The organism is Paenibacillus sp. JGP012, assembly GCF_014203995.1.
Taxonomy (GTDB): domain Bacteria; phylum Bacillota; class Bacilli; order Paenibacillales; family Paenibacillaceae; genus Paenibacillus; species Paenibacillus silvae.
Window position 1 is genome coordinate 32,287 of record NZ_JACHKG010000035.1, and the last position, 16,734, is coordinate 49,020.

Annotated in this window: 8 protein-coding genes; 7 read left to right on the plus strand and 1 reads right to left on the minus strand. The window is 48.2% G+C overall.

The genetic code is table 11. The annotated features are described in order from the left end of the window. Positions 1 to 609: 609 nt before the first annotated feature. On the plus strand, positions 610 to 5,931 hold the full coding sequence (locus tag HNR77_RS26190) for a S8 family peptidase (RefSeq protein WP_184190564.1): 5,322 nt from the start codon (positions 610 to 612) through the stop codon (positions 5,929 to 5,931). Between the two features lie 709 nt (positions 5,932 to 6,640). Here HNR77_RS26190 and HNR77_RS26195 read toward each other — a convergent pair. After that, on the minus strand, positions 6,641 to 6,832 hold the full coding sequence (locus HNR77_RS26195) for a hypothetical protein (protein WP_184190565.1): 192 nt from the start codon (positions 6,830 to 6,832) through the stop codon (positions 6,641 to 6,643). A 656-nt stretch (positions 6,833 to 7,488) separates the two neighbouring features. Between HNR77_RS26195 and HNR77_RS26200 the strand changes: the two genes are divergently transcribed. The 6 genes from HNR77_RS26200 to HNR77_RS26225 all read left to right on the plus strand — a co-directional run bounded on the left by HNR77_RS26200 (position 7,489) and on the right by HNR77_RS26225 (position 16,565). Beyond that, positions 7,489 to 8,676 carry a GntR family transcriptional regulator gene (locus HNR77_RS26200; protein ID WP_311768679.1) on the plus strand — a complete coding sequence of 396 codons (1,188 nt, stop codon included), beginning with the start codon at positions 7,489 to 7,491 and terminating at the stop codon, positions 8,674 to 8,676. 269 nt (positions 8,677 to 8,945) lie between these two features. Then, complete coding sequence (locus HNR77_RS26205; RefSeq protein ID WP_184190569.1) at positions 8,946 to 10,247, plus strand: glycoside hydrolase family 125 protein; 1,302 nt, start codon at positions 8,946 to 8,948, stop codon at positions 10,245 to 10,247. A gap of 130 nt (positions 10,248 to 10,377) precedes the next feature. Then, entirely contained in the window at positions 10,378 to 11,757 is a 1,380-nt protein-coding gene (locus HNR77_RS26210; protein WP_184190571.1) for an extracellular solute-binding protein, read from the plus strand. Positions 11,758 to 12,055: 298 nt separating this feature from the next. Continuing rightward, positions 12,056 to 12,922 carry a carbohydrate ABC transporter permease gene (locus HNR77_RS26215; protein WP_184190573.1) on the plus strand — a complete coding sequence of 289 codons (867 nt, stop codon included), beginning with the start codon at positions 12,056 to 12,058 and terminating at the stop codon, positions 12,920 to 12,922. 22 nt (positions 12,923 to 12,944) lie between these two features. Further along, a complete protein-coding gene (locus tag HNR77_RS26220; protein ID WP_111273418.1) occupies positions 12,945 to 13,769 on the plus strand; it encodes a carbohydrate ABC transporter permease in 825 nt (274 codons plus the stop codon). Positions 13,770 to 13,781: 12 nt separating this feature from the next. Then, positions 13,782 to 16,565 carry an alpha-mannosidase gene (locus HNR77_RS26225; protein ID WP_184190575.1) on the plus strand — a complete coding sequence of 928 codons (2,784 nt, stop codon included), beginning with the start codon at positions 13,782 to 13,784 and terminating at the stop codon, positions 16,563 to 16,565. Positions 16,566 to 16,734: the final 169 nt, after the last annotated feature.

Genomic DNA, 16,734 nt, shown 5'->3' on the forward strand with positions numbered 1-16,734 from the left:
AAGGGAAGGCTTTATAAATCTTTCGCATATGCGAAAGTGTCGGGCTTCAATCTTGGTGAAAATAGGTATTTGAAAGCATGATATAGACTTATTTTCTATTTTTTTCAAGAAAGTACTTGTGCATATCAATCTTTAAATCTATACTATACCAATAAAATCCAATTTAGAGTTAAAATTAACTTTTATAGGTAATTGTCGACGTATTCGCCTGACCAACCCGTTATGTTTACCCGGATTTACTCACCACTTCTTGGCAAGCGTTCTGCTAACGCTCCTGAATATCCTCCAAAAGAATGCTTACAGGCACTCCATTCACCTTTCACGAACCTTGCATAAGCCTGAGAGACTCCGACGCTTTGATCCGCATGCTGTCTTTTTTAATAGGTTTTCTGCAACTTGCTTTTGACCATTGGACAATTAAAAGTGTTAGCGTTCCTTATTTTCCTTAACCGAAATTGTAAAGGAGGTGAGGCTGTATGTGACATCAACATCAGATGCGGAACATCATTTTCAGACATTTTGCTGTGTAATCATCTTGTGTGTTCATTCACAGAGAAGGGTAGCTGTACTAGAGCAAATGACAAAACCGGGTAAAGGGAGTGGAAAAGTTTGATAAAGTTAAAAAAATTACGCAAGCCCGTCTCTATGGGACTGTCGCTTCTCCTTGCATTTTCAATTGTTCAACCGGTTGCTGCACAAGACAGAAGCTCATCCAGCAAGGATATGAAGTCCAGTCTGGCCGAGGTTTCAACCTCCAAAGTGAATGCGAAGTTAACCAAAGAATTCGAGGGCAGCGAATATGTCACCTACCTTGTCAAAATGAAGGAGCAGGTGGATACCGCGGCTGTATCCAAACAAGCGATGCAGAAAGCTTCGATTGCCAAAGAAACCCCTGCGGCAACCAAGCTGTCTGTACGTAATTCCGTGGTCAGCTCACTGCGCGAAACGGCCTCACGGACACAATATTCCATTGAACACTATCTCGATAAGGAAGTAAATTCAGGCAAAGTCAAAGAATATAAAAGCTATTTCATCGTGAATTCTCTCGCGGTTACGAGTACCAAAGAAGTGATGGAGCAAATTGCGCTGCTGCCGGAGGTAGAGAAAATCCTGCCAAATGAAACGCGTTATCTGCAAAAGGCAGAAGTCAGCAAGCAGCCTGAGAATCAGACTTCGGCTGCTGCTTCATCGAAGGGTGCGGCACAATCCCCGGCGAAGGAACCTGCGGTCAAGGAAACAGATGTCAAAGAATCGGCTGCACAGTCCACTGCGGTCAAAGAAGCCGACTCCAAGGTGAAGAAGCAGACGCAAAATGTAGAATGGAACATTGACTACATCAATGCACCTGCGGTGTGGGAGCGAGGCATTGACGGAACAGGCATCGTTGTTGCCAATCTGGACAGCGGGGTGGATTACACTCATCCGGCGCTGCGCAGCAAGTGGCGCGGTCTGGACGCTTCGGGCAATATCGTTGATCCTGAGCTAAGCTGGTACGATCCGCACAGCGGCGCTGCACTTCCTGCTGATGCAGATGGACATGGAACTCACACGATGGGAACAATGGTAGGTTCTGAAGCGGATGGAACGAACCGGATCGGGGTTGCACCCGGTGCCAAGTGGATCGGGGTACGTATTTTCAATCCAGAGACCACGGATGCAATTATTCTCGATGGCGGTCAGTGGCTGATTGCACCAGTCGATGCTGAAGGCAATCTGCACCCTGAGCTCGCACCAGACGTTGTGAACAATTCATGGGGCGGTGGAGCAGGTCTCGATGAATGGTTTCGTCCCATGGTTCAGGCTTGGCGTGATGCCCAGATTTTCCCTGAATTCTCTGCGGGCAACGTACGTTTGACGAATCCGGGCGGGCCCGGTTCGGTAGCCAACCCTGCAAACTATCCTGAGAGCTTTGCTACAGGTGCAACGGATATTAACGGGAATCTGGCCTCCTTCTCATTGCTGGGTCCATCCCCGTATGATGAGATTAAACCGGAGGTATCCGCCCCTGGTGTGAACATTCGTTCAGCCGTGCCGGGAGGTACATATGAAGGTGGATGGAACGGCACATCCATGGCAGGGCCGCATACAACGGCACTTGCTGCACTGTTGCTTCAAGCGAACCACTCGCTTAATGTGGATCAGCTGGAGCAGATTATTATGGATACAGCTACACCGCGAACCGACAGCCAGTATCCGGTATCCCCGAACAACGGTTACGGATACGGAATTATCAACGCGCTGGATGCTGTTGGTTCGGTTCTTGAAGGAATCGGTACCGTATCGGGAAGAGTGGTTACTGCCGGAGATGATCTGGAGGAGCCGGTACTGCAGCATACGCCTGTTAACTCCGCATTTACGGGTCTCGATATTCCGCTTACGGCCCATGTCACAGATAATGTTGCGGTTGTGTCGGTTGAAGCCTTTGCCAGAACGAAAGGCACGAAGCAATACATTTATCTGCCGATGAACCGGATTGAGGGAGATAGCAAGGACGGCACTTATACGGCTACGATTCCTGCTTTTCTGATTGAGCCGGCGGGCGTAGAATATTATATTCGCGTGAATGATTATGGCAATAACGGTTTTGAAAGCGAAGTATACAGTATTGCTGTCTCAAACGGTATACAGCCTGGATATTTGCAGGACTTCGAAGAGGATCAGCTTGGTTTTACTACCGGGGGAACAGGAAGCACCTGGGTATGGGGGGCACCTGTGAGCGGGCCGCGGGCGGCTTATTCCGGGGAAAAGGTCATTGCGACGAATCTGCAGGGCACGTATCTGCCGAATAGCAATGCTTACTTGACTCCTCCGCCGATCGACCTGACCGAGAGTCCTGAAGGTGCTTTGTTAACCTTCAAGCATTGGTACGATCTGGAGAACAATCTCGACTTCGGTAAGGTCTATATTGCTTCCGAGGATAGTGATTATGTTTTTGAGGAGCTGCTTAGCTATACAGGCGCAAGCGGTGAGTGGAAAACACAGTATATCGATTTGCGTCCTTACGCCGGTCAGCAGGTGTTTATCCAGTTTAATCTGACGAGCGATGGCTCTGTACAGAAGGCTGGCTGGTATATTGATGACTTTGAGGTGCAGGAATTGGACGATATCGCTCCTGAAGCGCCTTCAGCACTTACAGCAACGTCGGATATTCTGGGCAATGTTACGCTGAACTGGACAGGTTCGGAAGATGAGGATCTGGAGTCCTATGTGATCTATCGTTCTGAAACGGCAGGTTCTTATGCCGAGTCGCTAGGTGTCGTGAGAAATACAACGTATATTGACACGACGACAGCATCAGATAAAACGTATTATTACACCGTAGCAGCGCTTGATTATAGCGGCAATGAAAGTGAAAAATCCAATGAAGTATCCATTCAGGTGGAAGTGCCTGAGGACATCTATATCGACTCGTTTGACGGGAACGATGACAATGGCTGGACACATGCAGGAACGAAGGATGAGTGGGAGCGGGGTGTTCCGTTAACCGGCCCTCTGAGTGCTGTATCCCCGCCTAATGTGTGGGCGACCGATCTGGATAACACCTATGAGAATGGCTCCAACTACTCACTTGTATCACCAGTTATTGATCTGACCGATGTATCCAGCGCAACGCTGACGTTTAATCACTGGTACGAGATCGAGAGCGGGTATGATTTCGGCTATGTCGAAGCAACGAAAGATGGGGGTACAACCTGGACGGAGCTCGGCAAGTTCTCCCATAGCACCAATGGAAAGCAGTGGACGCCTGTTTTCTATGAGCTGAGTGCATTGACTGGACATGAGGTTCAATTCCGTTTCCGCTTGACCTCGGATAACAGTGTTGTGAGAACAGGCTGGTTTATTGATGATTTCCGGGTGCTGGGAGCAACAACGGAGGCCGTGACAGCGGATGATGCTGTTGTGCTCGGTACCGACAAGCCTAAACCGTCCTATGAGAACCCATGGTACAAAATTACACGAACAGATAAAGCGGAATTCAACAAAACCAAGGCTCAGGAGCCATCGGTCGAAAAACCGGGAACAGGCTCGGTACAGCCGCAGAGTCTGCCGGCAAGCGCAACCGTTACTGTGTTAGAAACCGGGCGTTCTGTGAAAACCGATTCGTCCACTGGCAAGTACAGCTTCACACATGTTGCCGGAGATTATACGTTAAAGGCTGAAGCATACGGGTATTATCCGCAAACGAAAACGGTGACGATCACGGATGGCAGCGGGGCCAAGGCCAACTTTAATCTGGAAGAAATTCCTTATGGGGAAGTCAAAGGCATTGTGAAGGATGAGCGCACAGGACAGCCTGTGGCTGACGCTTCGGTGCTTGTGATTGAAGATGCCAACGTTGCAGAGGTTCGTACTGGAGCAGATGGGCGGTTTGCGCTTCAGCTGCTGGAAGGAGATTATACGTTATCCGTTCGCGCAAAAGATTACTACAGCCAAAAGGTTACTGTAACCGTACCTGGCAACGGCACAGCAGAGAAGGATATCGCCTTGAAGCCGTTCATCGGTTTCCCGGGTGAAATTGCTTATGATGACGGATCAGCCGAGAATGCAAGAGCATTCAATGCTGCTGATAATGCCTGGGCTGTTCGCATGACTCCTGAGATGGAGACAGCACAAGTTACAGGAGCCTCGTTCCGATTCTGGAATACAGAATGGCCTGTACCTGGCGGTACAGCCTTCAAATATGCTGTGTATGATGCAACAGGAGCAGCCGGAGCACCTGGCCAATTGCTGGCCGGTCCGTTCGATGGCACAGCGCTGCGTAATGATCAATGGACTACGGTGGAGTTCCCTGATCCGATTGTTGTGACAGGTGACTTCTACATTGTCTATATCCAGACCTTGGCGGGTACAAGCGCACCTGGTCTGGCTACGGATGAAGATGGCGAATATGCGGCTCGGAGCTGGCAGCGTGTAAGTGGTGCGTGGAGTGCATCACCTGCTGAAGAGGGGAATTACATGATTCGTGCGGTTGTTAAATATCCGGTCAATGCCCCGGTGCTTACGCAGCCAGTGAATACGTACACGAATCAGTCCACTTATACCATCTCGGGAACATCTCCTGCTTCCGGGGCGCAGATCAAGTTTTATAATGGTAAAGATGCCGCAGGAACCACAACTGTAAACAATGGCAAATTCTCATATGGAGTGAAATTAAAGGCAGGGGTTAATGTCATTACAGCGGAAGCGATCATTGATGGCAAAGCAACAGATCGGTCGCTGCCGGTCATCCTTATTCTAGATCAGACCCAACCGCAGCTGACGATTGTCAGTCCCGCGGAAGGAAGTCGGACCAATACGGAAGTGGTTCATGTGACAGGCAGTGTGGTCGAAACCTACCTTGATAAGGTCACCGTAAATGGCCAGACCGTACAAGTGGACAGAGACAAAAAGTTCAGTCATCGGGTATTGGTGAATGAGGGCGAGAATGTAATCACCATTACAGCAACCGATCTTGCGGGAAATAAAACAACGGTAACACGTACCGTATACGTTGAGACGGAAGCGCCGGAATTGAGAGATATTACACCTGCGGAGGACGTAAATATTACAGCAGGAGAAAGTGTTACCGTTTCGTTCAAAAGCAAGCCCGGACTGCAAGCTTCATTCCGAATTCAGCTGCCGCTGAATCTGAACGCGGAAGCTGCGGGAGAAATCCCGCTCGTGGAAACGGAGCCGGGGTTGTACTCAGGCACATATACAACACCTTCATCTCTTGTGCTTGAAGGCGGAATCATTGTGATTCGTGCGCAGGATGAAGCTGGAAACAAAGTCGAGGCTCAGGCAGCAGGGCGTTTGTTCGTTATTGCCCCGCAAGGAGTAGAACCGGGACAAGGGACGCCTGCTGTAGAAGAAGAAACGGGGAGCGGGACGGAGACAGCACCAGCGGATACAAATTCAGATACAAGTCCTGCTGACAGCTTGGAGTCCTGAACGAATCGGCGTACATGTGGACGTTCAGAGCAAAAAGGAATGTGAAACACGCTGCTGAAAAATTGAATCGGTGATACATGCATATCAGCAGTAGAAACTAAAACCGGCACTCTGGAAACAGGGTGCCGGTTTTTTGACTGGAACGATGAGTTGTCACGAATACAAACTATTATGACGTCTATGCTTAAAATAGTCAGCTATCTCGGTTGCGACAATAAACTTCACAGGAAGATTGCATTTAGTATGCAGGATCACAGAGCCTTTGACGTGTCTTTATACTCCATTTTGGCATGCTTTGAAGCACGGCACGTAGTTACATGCGCTGACTCTGAAAGAAATATCACGCTAGTTTGGCCGGAAAAGAAAAAGGCTGTCCCCAGCCATTTTATGACTTTGAGACAGCCTATTTGATCAGTTACGTATACTCAATAATGAGAATCACCAATATATGTATCATGAATATACCAGTTACCTGTTCCAGTAAAACGAACTTCGATGTGTCCCGCATAATTACCAATAAGCTTGATGTAGCTATAATTTGCATCGGCAATCAGATCCCATGCTTTGTTGCCATAACAAAATATGGTATATTAAGTCGACAATTTGCTTTGAAGGCGGTGTTGGAAATATCAAATCTTATTATAAATGTTTTTAAGATTATATTATTTTTAGTTATTCTATTGTGTGCTCTTCATTTTTCTATACGTTATCAAATATATTTAACTACTGAGTATCCAAACAGTAGCTTTGTAAGGCTTGTGAATCCAATGTTACCACTTTGTGTTCTTGGATTTTTGGTTGGGTTATATCCAGCATTTTTACCATTAACAAAAAAAAATACGCGACTCCCTTCAAATAGAGTTTTGCTAAAATTGAGCTCGATAACAATATCTTTATCCATGATATTTATTTTGATAGCACTTTACTCAAACCTTTACATTTTTAGTTTAATTGTTGGTGTTATTTCATATTTTCTCTGGGGAAATCTCGGATATACTTTTTCAAAAAGAATCTATATTTCTAAATAACATAGCAGACACAGTATCCAAAACAATCTGCAATCTTGAATTTAATACATGTTAACAAAGCAATGTTATTAAGTTTAGCCCAAACACAAAACTCAGAGTAAAAATGAATCTGAACCGCACGGTATGGGAAAAGTCCTGTGCCGTTTCTTTTTTGTCCAAGCCCCAAAAACGTATAGCAAACAGGGCGTAGGAAATGTCTGCACAGATGAACAGCAAACGAGGAGGTTGACCTTGGTACACATTTTCGAAATAAGCATTCCATGTTCGATTCTATATAAGTTGAACTATTCATTTACACGTGAACGGAGAGGACAGAAAAAATCTGGGGATAACAGCGATTGGAAGGTTATTCTGTCATCGGAGTGGACTGTGTAAATTCTTTAGCTCAACTTAGATAGAGCTCCAGTGAATAAGCTATTCCAAGGATAAAAGTACGCATACATACAATAATATTGATCTTTCCTTCACTTTAATGATATAACATGATATATTAGGATATAAGACTTATGCAGTTAAGGTGTTTATGGAGGTGCTTGTATTGGGGAAAGACTCGGCTTCCAAGCCGATGTATGAACAGATCTTTGAATCGTTGCGAGAACGAATACAGCTGCAGCAATATAAAGTTGGTGATCGTGTTCCATCGGAAAAAGAGTTATGTGACGAGTTTGGCGTAAGCCGGATTACGACGAAGAAAGCGCTGGAGATGCTGGCGAATGAACAGCTGATTGTTCGGCAGCCTGGACGTGGTTCTTTTGTGGCGGATACAGCTGTAACCCTGGATGGACTTGGGCGTAGTGCTTCACCGATGACCGGAAAAGAGCAGAATCGCAAGCTGCTGATCGGTCTGGTCATCACCAATTTCAGTGATATGTACGGTACGGAGCTGTTGTACGGGATGGAGGAGGCTTCGCGGCAGCATGACAGCTTTCTGGTGCTCAGACGTTCCTTTGGTATACCTGAGCAGGAGGAGCAGTGCATTCGTGAGCTGCTGGAGCTTGGTGTAGATGGTATGATCATTTTCCCTGCGCAGGGGGAGTATTTCAGCGACGAAATTTTGAAGCTGGTCGTTAGCAAGTTTCCGTTTGTGATGATCGATCGATATTTAAAGGGCATTCCAGCATCTTCGGTCAGCACAGACAACGTTGGAGCTGCGAGAGAAGGCACGACGTATTTGTTTGAACTGGGACATCAGCACATCGCTTTTCTGACACAGCCTCCAGTGAATACTACGACGATTGAGGAACGGATTGAAGGTTTTATTGAAGCCCATAATGATCGGGGTGTGCTGGTCAATCGCGAGCTGTGGGTAGAGTCTATTCTGTCGTCCTTGCCAAGTGAATTTGACCCTGAAGCCAAGGTTCGCGATGTTCAAGCACTGGCTGCACATTTCAGGAAGTACCCGCAGATTACCGCTGTATTTGCAGCTGAGTATGACATTGCTTTGCTTGCTTTGGAGGCCGCGGAGCAGATTGGCATGCTTGTGCCGGAGCAGCTGTCCATCCTGTGCTTTGACAGTCCGCATACGGAGAGACACAGCCGAATTACGCATCTCAAGCAGAACCAGTTTGAAATGGGAGCACAGGCGTTTGACATGGTGCTGCAGCATATGCAGGGACAGGAATCGGGTGGTGTGAAGCGCATCGTGCTGCCTGCGGCATTGGTGAAGGGCACATCAACAAGCAAGGTAAGGGAAAATGCTGTATTTGAACCGAAATGACATGATTGATATGAGGGGGAGGCCTTGGTGACAAGGTCTCTTTTTGTTGTACAGATTCAAGCTGGCCACGATTTTGTATGCTCGTGAATTGGCAGTGGAGAGTAAGATGCATATGTTCAGATTACCTGTATTTACAAAAGTTAACATACCATTTATCTTGTTTCTCACCAAATAACATGATGATATATAAATAAATATATTGACATAACATTTAATTCGTTTTAGGATAATGAAAGCGGTTCATTATTTGGTTTTACAAAGGAGGACCTATGGAGACAACGAGAAAAGAACAGGACATTTCTCCTTCCATTCAGCAGATGATCAATAAAGTAAAAGGTCACCTGCCGGATCATCCCAAACTTGTGGAGATGTTCGGAAGCTGTTTTACCAATACATTAACAACAACGATTCAGCGTAAGGAAGATGGTACGACTTTTGTCATTACCGGGGACATTCCGGCGATGTGGCTCAGGGATTCTGCCGCTCAGGTCAGACCATATCTGATTCCTGCTTCCGAGGATCAGGAGCTGTCTGACATGATTGCGGGTCTGGTCGAAAGGCAGCTGAGGTATATTTTGCTGGACCCTTATGCAAACGCTTTTAACGAAACAGAGAGCGGCAGCGGACATCAAACGGACCTTACGGAAATGAATGACTGGATCTGGGAACGAAAATATGAGATTGATTCCCTGGCGTATCCGATTCAGCTCAGTTACCTGCTCTGGAGAAACACGGGCAGAATCGATCAGTTTAATGAGAAGTTCCGCGAAGCAGTATGCCGGATTATGGCTTTATGGCAGGTGGAGCAGCATCATGAGAATCGTTCTCCCTATACGTTCCAGCGTCTGGACGCACCGGAGACGGACACGCTGACCCGAGAGGGCCGCGGGACAGAGACTGTGTATACGGGTATGACCTGGTCGGGCTTCCGTCCAAGTGACGACCGTTGTGAATATGGTTATCTGATTCCATCCAATATGTTTGCGGTCGTGGCACTGCGATACGTGCAGGAGATTGCGCTGAAGGTACTGCAGGACAATGAAATGGCTGAAACAGCTCGGGAGCTTGCGGAACAGATCGATGAGGGTATTCGAAAATACGGAATTGTGGAGCATCCCGAATATGGCATGATCTATGCGTATGAAACGGATGGCAACGGTAATTACAACCTGATGGATGATGCCAATGTGCCAAGTCTCCTGTCTCTGCCCTACCTCGGCTACGTTACGGAGGATGACGAGATCTATCAGAATACACGCCGGTTTATTTTGTCCAATGCGAACCCGTATTTCTATGAAGGCTTGGCTGCTTCCGGTATAGGAAGTCCGCACACCCCGGAAGGGTATATATGGCATATCGCATTATCCATGCAGGGGTTAACCTCTGTGGATATGCAGGAGAAGATGAATATGCTGGAGCTTATTCAGAAGACAGATGCGGGTACTGGACTGACACATGAAGGCTTCTCGGCGAATGATCCGCATGAGTACACACGTCCGTGGTTTTCCTGGTCCAATATGTTATACTGCGAGCTTGTGATGGATTACTGCGGCTTCCGCATCAAGAAATAACCGTTAGAAACTGGATGAATTAATGTCGTATAGACGAAAAAAGAGAAGTTGTAAAGCGGAGAGAAGAGGACCTGCGAGTATATCATATCGTTCGGAATTCGGATAATTCCGGGCAAGGGGAGACCGAGACATGAGAAAATTTTCGATGAAAATGCCAGTGGCAGCTGTAATGACTTCTTTGCTTATTCTGACAACTGCATGCTCAAGCGGCAGCTCTTCCACGGGTGCGTCCAGCGATGGCAAACAACAAGTGACCGTGTCATTCCGTTCCTCCGGGTCGGAGGATACACTGACGAAGTTTTTCAAGTCTGGACTCGTAGAGCAATTTGAGAAGGACAATCCCGACATTGAGATCAATATCGCGCCAGTGCTTGCAAGCGAAGGTGACTACACCTCCAAAATGGTATTACAGATGAAGTCGCCGGATACTGCGCCTGACGTTATTGCCGAGGATACTTCCATCCTGAAATCGGATGCAGCGGCAGGTTATCTGCAGCCTTTGGACGAGCAGGTGAAAGGATGGTCCGACTGGAACGGCAAGATCATTGACAACCTCAAGGCTGGAGTCACCGGGGAAGATGGCAAAGTTTACGGTATTCCGGCGACATCGGATACACGCGGCATCTGGTATAACAAAGAGCTGTTCCAGCAGGCGGGACTGCCTGTTCCTTTCAAGCCTGCGAACTGGGATGAGGTTCTTGAAGCAGCACGTACTATCAAGCAGAAGCTTCCTGGTGTAACACCGCTGAACCTCATTGTAGGCAAAGCAAACGGCGAAGGCGTTACGATGCAGACGCTCGAAATGCTGCTGTACGGAACGGCCGACACCTTATATGACGATGCAGCGAAGAAATGGATTGTGAACAGCCCTGGCCTGCTGGACTCATTCAAATTCATTGATCAAGTGTTCAATAAGGATAAAACAGGACCTACAATGCAAGTGGCGCTTAACGGACAAGCAGGAAGCATAGCGTTCCAGCAGCAATTTCCGCAAGGCAAGCTGGCGATGGCGGTAGACGGAAGCTGGGCTGGTTCAACTTGGGCGGAGAATGGCGCTGCTCCGATTCCGAATGTGGAGGATAAAATCGGATTTGCACCGTTCCCGACACAGAATGGTCAGGCGCCAGGATCAACAACCATGTCGGGAGGCTGGGCGTGGTCTATTCCTGCCCAATCCAAAAACAAGGAAGCAGCCTGGAAGTTTATGGAGTTCCTCATGAATAAAGAAAATGCAACGGCACGTGTTGTAGCCGAAGGCAGTCTGAGTTCACGCAATGATTCAACAGAGGTGGCAGGTTATACGGATCGTCCGTACACGAAGGAAGCACAGGAGCTGTTGAATGTGGCTCACTTCCGCCCAACGAACGATCAATATGCAGCGGTATCGGCACAGTTGCAGAGCATTGTGGAGAGCATCGCTTCGGGCAAACTGACGCCAGAAGATGCAATCAAGCAGTTTAAGGATAATGTCTCACGTGCAGTGGGTGCGGAACATATCGAAGAGAAGTAATGACTTGCAAAAGATGTAAAGTAGATGTCTATATAAGTTGGACTACTCATTTACACAATAACGGAGAGGCAGAAAAAACTGAAAAAACGAAGTGTTCGCCTTTATCAACGGATTTTCCCCTTTGAAAAAGGGAATCAAAAAAATCCGGGGATAACAGCGATTGGAAGGTTATTCTGTCATCGGAGTGGATGTGTAAATATATCGTTGGTTCAACTTATATAGGGGTGATAACAACATCGATATAGTCGGAGGGGGAGCGAACAACTCCCCTTTTTCCGGTTCGAATGGAGAGTGACGTATGAAAAGAAAAGCCCCGGGAGCATTTCTGTTTCTGATGCCTTCCGTTACACTGCTGCTGGTGTTTTTTATCGTGCCGATTGTATTAACGATCTGTTTTGCTTTTACTAATATGGCTTTGACCGGTGCAGCAGCCAAAAGCCTGGAATTCGTCGGATTCCAGAACTTTGTAAACATGTTTCAGGACCCGGATTTTCGAATCAGCGTGTGGCGTACACTTGTATTTCTAATCTTCTCCGCGGTCATCGGTCAGGTCGTGCTCGGATTTATTCTTGCCCTGCTAATGAAGGAAAAAAATATAACGTTTCGCCGCATCATCGGCATTATCGTTATCGCTGGCTGGGTAACGCCCGAGATTGTTGTGGCGTTCTGTATGGTCGCTTTTTTCAGTGATAACGGCTCCTTGAATCAGATTCTGGGCTGGTTCGGCGTGAGTCCAATCTCCTGGCTGTTCAGCTTCCCGATGGTCAGTGTCATTATCGCCAACATCTGGCACGGAACGGCGTTTTCCATGATGGTATATCAGTCGGCACTGGATGATATCCCCAAGGAAGTCGAAGAGGCCGCGATTATTGACGGCTCCACCGGATTTCAGATTATACGCCACATCACCGTTCCGATGGTGAAAGGCTCTATCGTCACGAATATGATGCTGGTTACGCTGCAGACGCTGGGAGTCTTTACTCTGATCTATACAATGACCGGGGGCGGCCCTGGCACGTCTACACAGACCCTGCCTATCTTTATGTATAATCAGGCATTTGTAAATTATCAATTTGGCTACGGAACGGCGATATCCCTTGTGCTGCTGTTTATCGGCATTATTGCAAGCCTGTTCTATATCCGTTCCATGAAAGTGAAAGTGTAACGATGAAGGAGGTGTGCTTATGATGGTCAAACACGGTCTGCAACGTAAAATACAGTACGGCATTCTCGTTTTCCTCGGCCTGTGCTTCTTGCTGCCGCTGCTCTGGATTATTCTCGCGTCCTTTGATCCCAATGCACAGCAAGGCATCAAAATGCCTGCAACCTGGACGCTGCAAAATTTCAAGGATGTGCTTGGTGATGAAAGCAATCTGCGCTCGTTCGGTGTAGGTCTGATTCTGTCAGGAGGACAGGCGGTACTTGTGGTGGCTGTATCTGTTCTGGCGGCTTATCCACTTTCCCGTTACGAGATGCGGTTTAAGAAAAGCTTTTTGTTATCCATTTTGTTTATGACGGCCCTGCCGATTACAGCGGTGATGGTTCCCGTATTTCAGATGTTTCTATTCTTCAAAATGCAGAACTCCATCCTGGCGACGATGCTGTTTCTGACGGCTTCCTCTCTTCCTTATGGTATCTGGATGATGAAAAATTTCATGGATTCGGTTCCGATTGATCTGGAGGAATCCGCCTGGATTGACGGTGCGTCAGTCTGGAGAGGCTTGCGCAGTATTGTCGCTCCATTGATGCTGCCAGGCATTGCAACGATCGCCATCTTTACCTTTTCAGGCAGCTGGGGTAACTTTTTTGTACCGTATATACTGCTTCAGACTCCGGAGAAATTGCCTGCTTCCGTTACGATCTATCAATTCTTCGGCAGCCACGGCATGGTAGAGTACGGCAGACTTGCCGCTTTCTCGATGCTGTATACGATGCCTTCCGTTGTGCTTTATATTTTCTCCCAGCGTTATATGTCCAAAGGCTTCAGCATGGGCGGCGCAACAAAAGGATAGGAGGAAACACAGATGACAAACCAAAAAACAGCACATCTGATCTCACACACTCACTGGGATCGGGAATGGTATATGCCTTATGAGCATCATCATGTGTTGCTGGTGGAGCTGATGGACAAGCTGCTGGATACACTCGATCAGGACCCGGAATATCGTTATTTCCATCTGGATGGGCAGACGATTATCCGTGAGGATTATTTACAGGTGAGACCGGAGCAGCAGGAGAGACTGGATCGTTATATTCGTGAGGGACGCATTCAATTTGGACCGTGGTATGTCCTGCAGGATGAGTTTCTGACGAGCAGTGAAGCCAATCTGAGAAATTTGCTTATCGGGCATCGGGATGCCAAACCTTTCGGGGTTATCTCCAAAACCGGTTATTTCCCCGATTCATTCGGTAATATGGGACAGGCTCCCCAGATTTTGCAGCAGGCCGACATTCAGAATGCAATCTTCGGGCGCGGCGTGAAGCCGACCGGATTCAACAACGCTGTTGTGGATGCAGAAGCGTATGAATCCCCGTATTCAGAGATGATCTGGCGTTCCCCGGACGGCTCGGAGGTGCTCGGTATTCTGTTTGCGAACTGGTACTGCAACGGAATGGAGGTTCCTGTGGACCTGGAGCAGGCCAAAGTGTATTGGGACAAAAATCTGCAGGATGCCGAGAAGTTTGCTTCGACACCACATCTGCTCTTCATGAACGGATGTGATCACCAGCCGATTCAGACGGATCTGCCTGCGGCTCTTCGTACCGCTTCCGAGCTGTATCCTGACGTGAAATTTATACATTCCAATTTTGATGATTACATTGAGGCGGTATCCCGGCACGTACCAGACAACCTGGCAACCATTGAAGGGGAGCTTCGCAGTCAGCATACGGATGGATGGGGAACACTGGTGAATACAGCCTCTGCGCGGGTATATCTGAAGCAGCTAAACCAGCAAGGCCAGACGTTATTGGAAAAGGTAGCGGAGCCCCTTGCAGCCATAGCTCATGCCGCCGGGGTAAAGTCATACCCGCATCATCTGCTCACCCATGCCTGGAAGATGCTTATGCAGAATCATCCGCATGACAGCATCTGCGGCTGCAGTGTAGATGAGGTGCACCGCGAGATGGTCACCCGGTTTGCCAAGAGCAGGCAGCTGGCAGAGAAGCTGGTGTCCCAGACCGCTCAGGCGATTGGCGAATCCATTAATGTGCAGCAGAGCGAAGCCTGGGGAGAGGATGCGGTGCTGTTCACCGTTTTGAACACAGCGGGGTGGACAAGAAACGGCATCATTGAACAGGAACTTGTTGTAGATAAAGCCTTTTTCCCGGAAGGACCGAATCCGCAGGCGCTTGCGCGCAAACTTGAAGAAGCCGCGCTGCCAGCATATCAGGTCGTCGATTCAGCAGGTAATCTATATGAAGCAGAGATTGAGGATCTTGGGGTTCACTTCGGTTATGAGCTTCCGAAAGACCGCTTCCGGCAGCCATATATGGCTCGTAAGGTCAAGGTGACTTTCCAGGCGAAGCAGGTTCCCGCACTGGGTTATCAGACCTATGGTCTGGTGCCGGCCAGGGAACAGGAAAGCCATTCGGTGCACGCAGTGCAAGCTCAAGGGAATGTGATGGAAAATCAATATCTGCGTGTCACCGTGGAGGATAACGGAACGGTCACATTGCTGGATAAACGGTCCGGCAAGGAATATGATGGACTGAATGCCTATGAAAATACGGGTGATATCGGTAACGAGTATGTATACCGCCAACCAGAAGGGGAGCAGGCAATTACAACGGAACATCTCAAGGCTGAGCTCCGTCTTGTGCAGTATCCACCATATCGTGCTGTTATCGAAAGTGTACTGCACTGGAACATTCCGGCCGGGGCAGATGAGCTGTTCGAGCAGGAGAAGCGCTATATGGTTCCGTTTACGGAGCGGAAGGCGCAGCGTGTTCAGCAGACGGTTCCCCTCAAGATCACAACCACGTATATACTGGAAGCTGGCAGCGATCTGCTCAAGGTAAGAACTGATTTTGATAATCAGGCTACGGATCATCGTCTGCGTGCACTGTTCCCGTCCGGCCTTGTGACCGATAGTCATTATGCCGATTCCATCTTTGAAGTCGCCAAACGTCCGAATGCTCCGGCGAAGGAATGGGTGAATCCCAGCAATGCGCAGCATCAGCAGGCATTTGTATATGTGACGGATGGAAGCACAGGGCTGATGGTTGCGAGCAAAGGACTGAATGAATACGAGATTTTGCAGAATTCTTCGGGAAGCACCATTGCTGTCACTTTGCTTCGAGCTTCGTCCGAGCTGGGAGATTGGGGAGTATTTGAGACACCGGAAGCCCAATGCCAAGGCCCTCAGTCGGTGGAATATGCGATTATTCCGTTTGCAGGAGATGCAGCGAAATCAGGTGCTTGTGCAAGCGCCTATATGTACCCTATACCTTGGACGTCGGTGCAGCTGGGGGCCCTTGCTCATACGTATGCGAAGGAAGCGCAGCTGGTAGACGGAATGAACGGAGACAAAACGATATTACCGCCTTGCAAACAGTGGCTTGACTGGAACAGCGAACGTTCAACACTCGCTTTCTCCACCTTCAAAATCGCAGAAGAAACGGGCGATGTTATTGCTCGCTGGTTTAACTTAACTGCTGATCCGGCCGAGCTGCAAGTGCAGACAGGTTTTGAGTGTACTGCCGCATATGAGAGCGATGTGCTTGAGCGGGTGAAGGTTACACTCGAAGAGATTTCTCAGACGGTATCGGGACATAAAATTGTTACACAAGGTTATAAACTGCGTTAAGGCCTTGAAGGGCAATCACAATTGCCAGAAGCTTGATGATCCAGACCATATAAGAAGCCGCCTATGTGCGGCTTTTTATAGTGCGCCCGGCACGGGCGATAACTTGGCGGTGAAAGTCCGCTACAGGCTTGGCAGTAGGAACTGTTAGCCAAGGGCAAGGGTGTCCGTC

What these genes read in the sequence shown, in the direction of transcription:
- HNR77_RS26195 (WP_184190565.1), bottom strand. Translation starts at nt 6,832, where the DNA reads ATGGATAAAGATATTGTTATCGAGCTCAATTTTAGCAAAACTCTATTT.
- HNR77_RS26205 (WP_184190569.1), top strand. Translation starts at nt 8,946, where the DNA reads ATGGAGACAACGAGAAAAGAACAGGACATTTCTCCTTCCATTCAGCAG.
- HNR77_RS26210 (WP_184190571.1), top strand. Translation starts at nt 10,378, where the DNA reads ATGAGAAAATTTTCGATGAAAATGCCAGTGGCAGCTGTAATGACTTCT.
- HNR77_RS26215 (WP_184190573.1), top strand. Translation starts at nt 12,056, where the DNA reads ATGAAAAGAAAAGCCCCGGGAGCATTTCTGTTTCTGATGCCTTCCGTT.
- HNR77_RS26220 (WP_111273418.1), top strand. Translation starts at nt 12,945, where the DNA reads ATGGTCAAACACGGTCTGCAACGTAAAATACAGTACGGCATTCTCGTT.
- HNR77_RS26225 (WP_184190575.1), top strand. Translation starts at nt 13,782, where the DNA reads ATGACAAACCAAAAAACAGCACATCTGATCTCACACACTCACTGGGAT.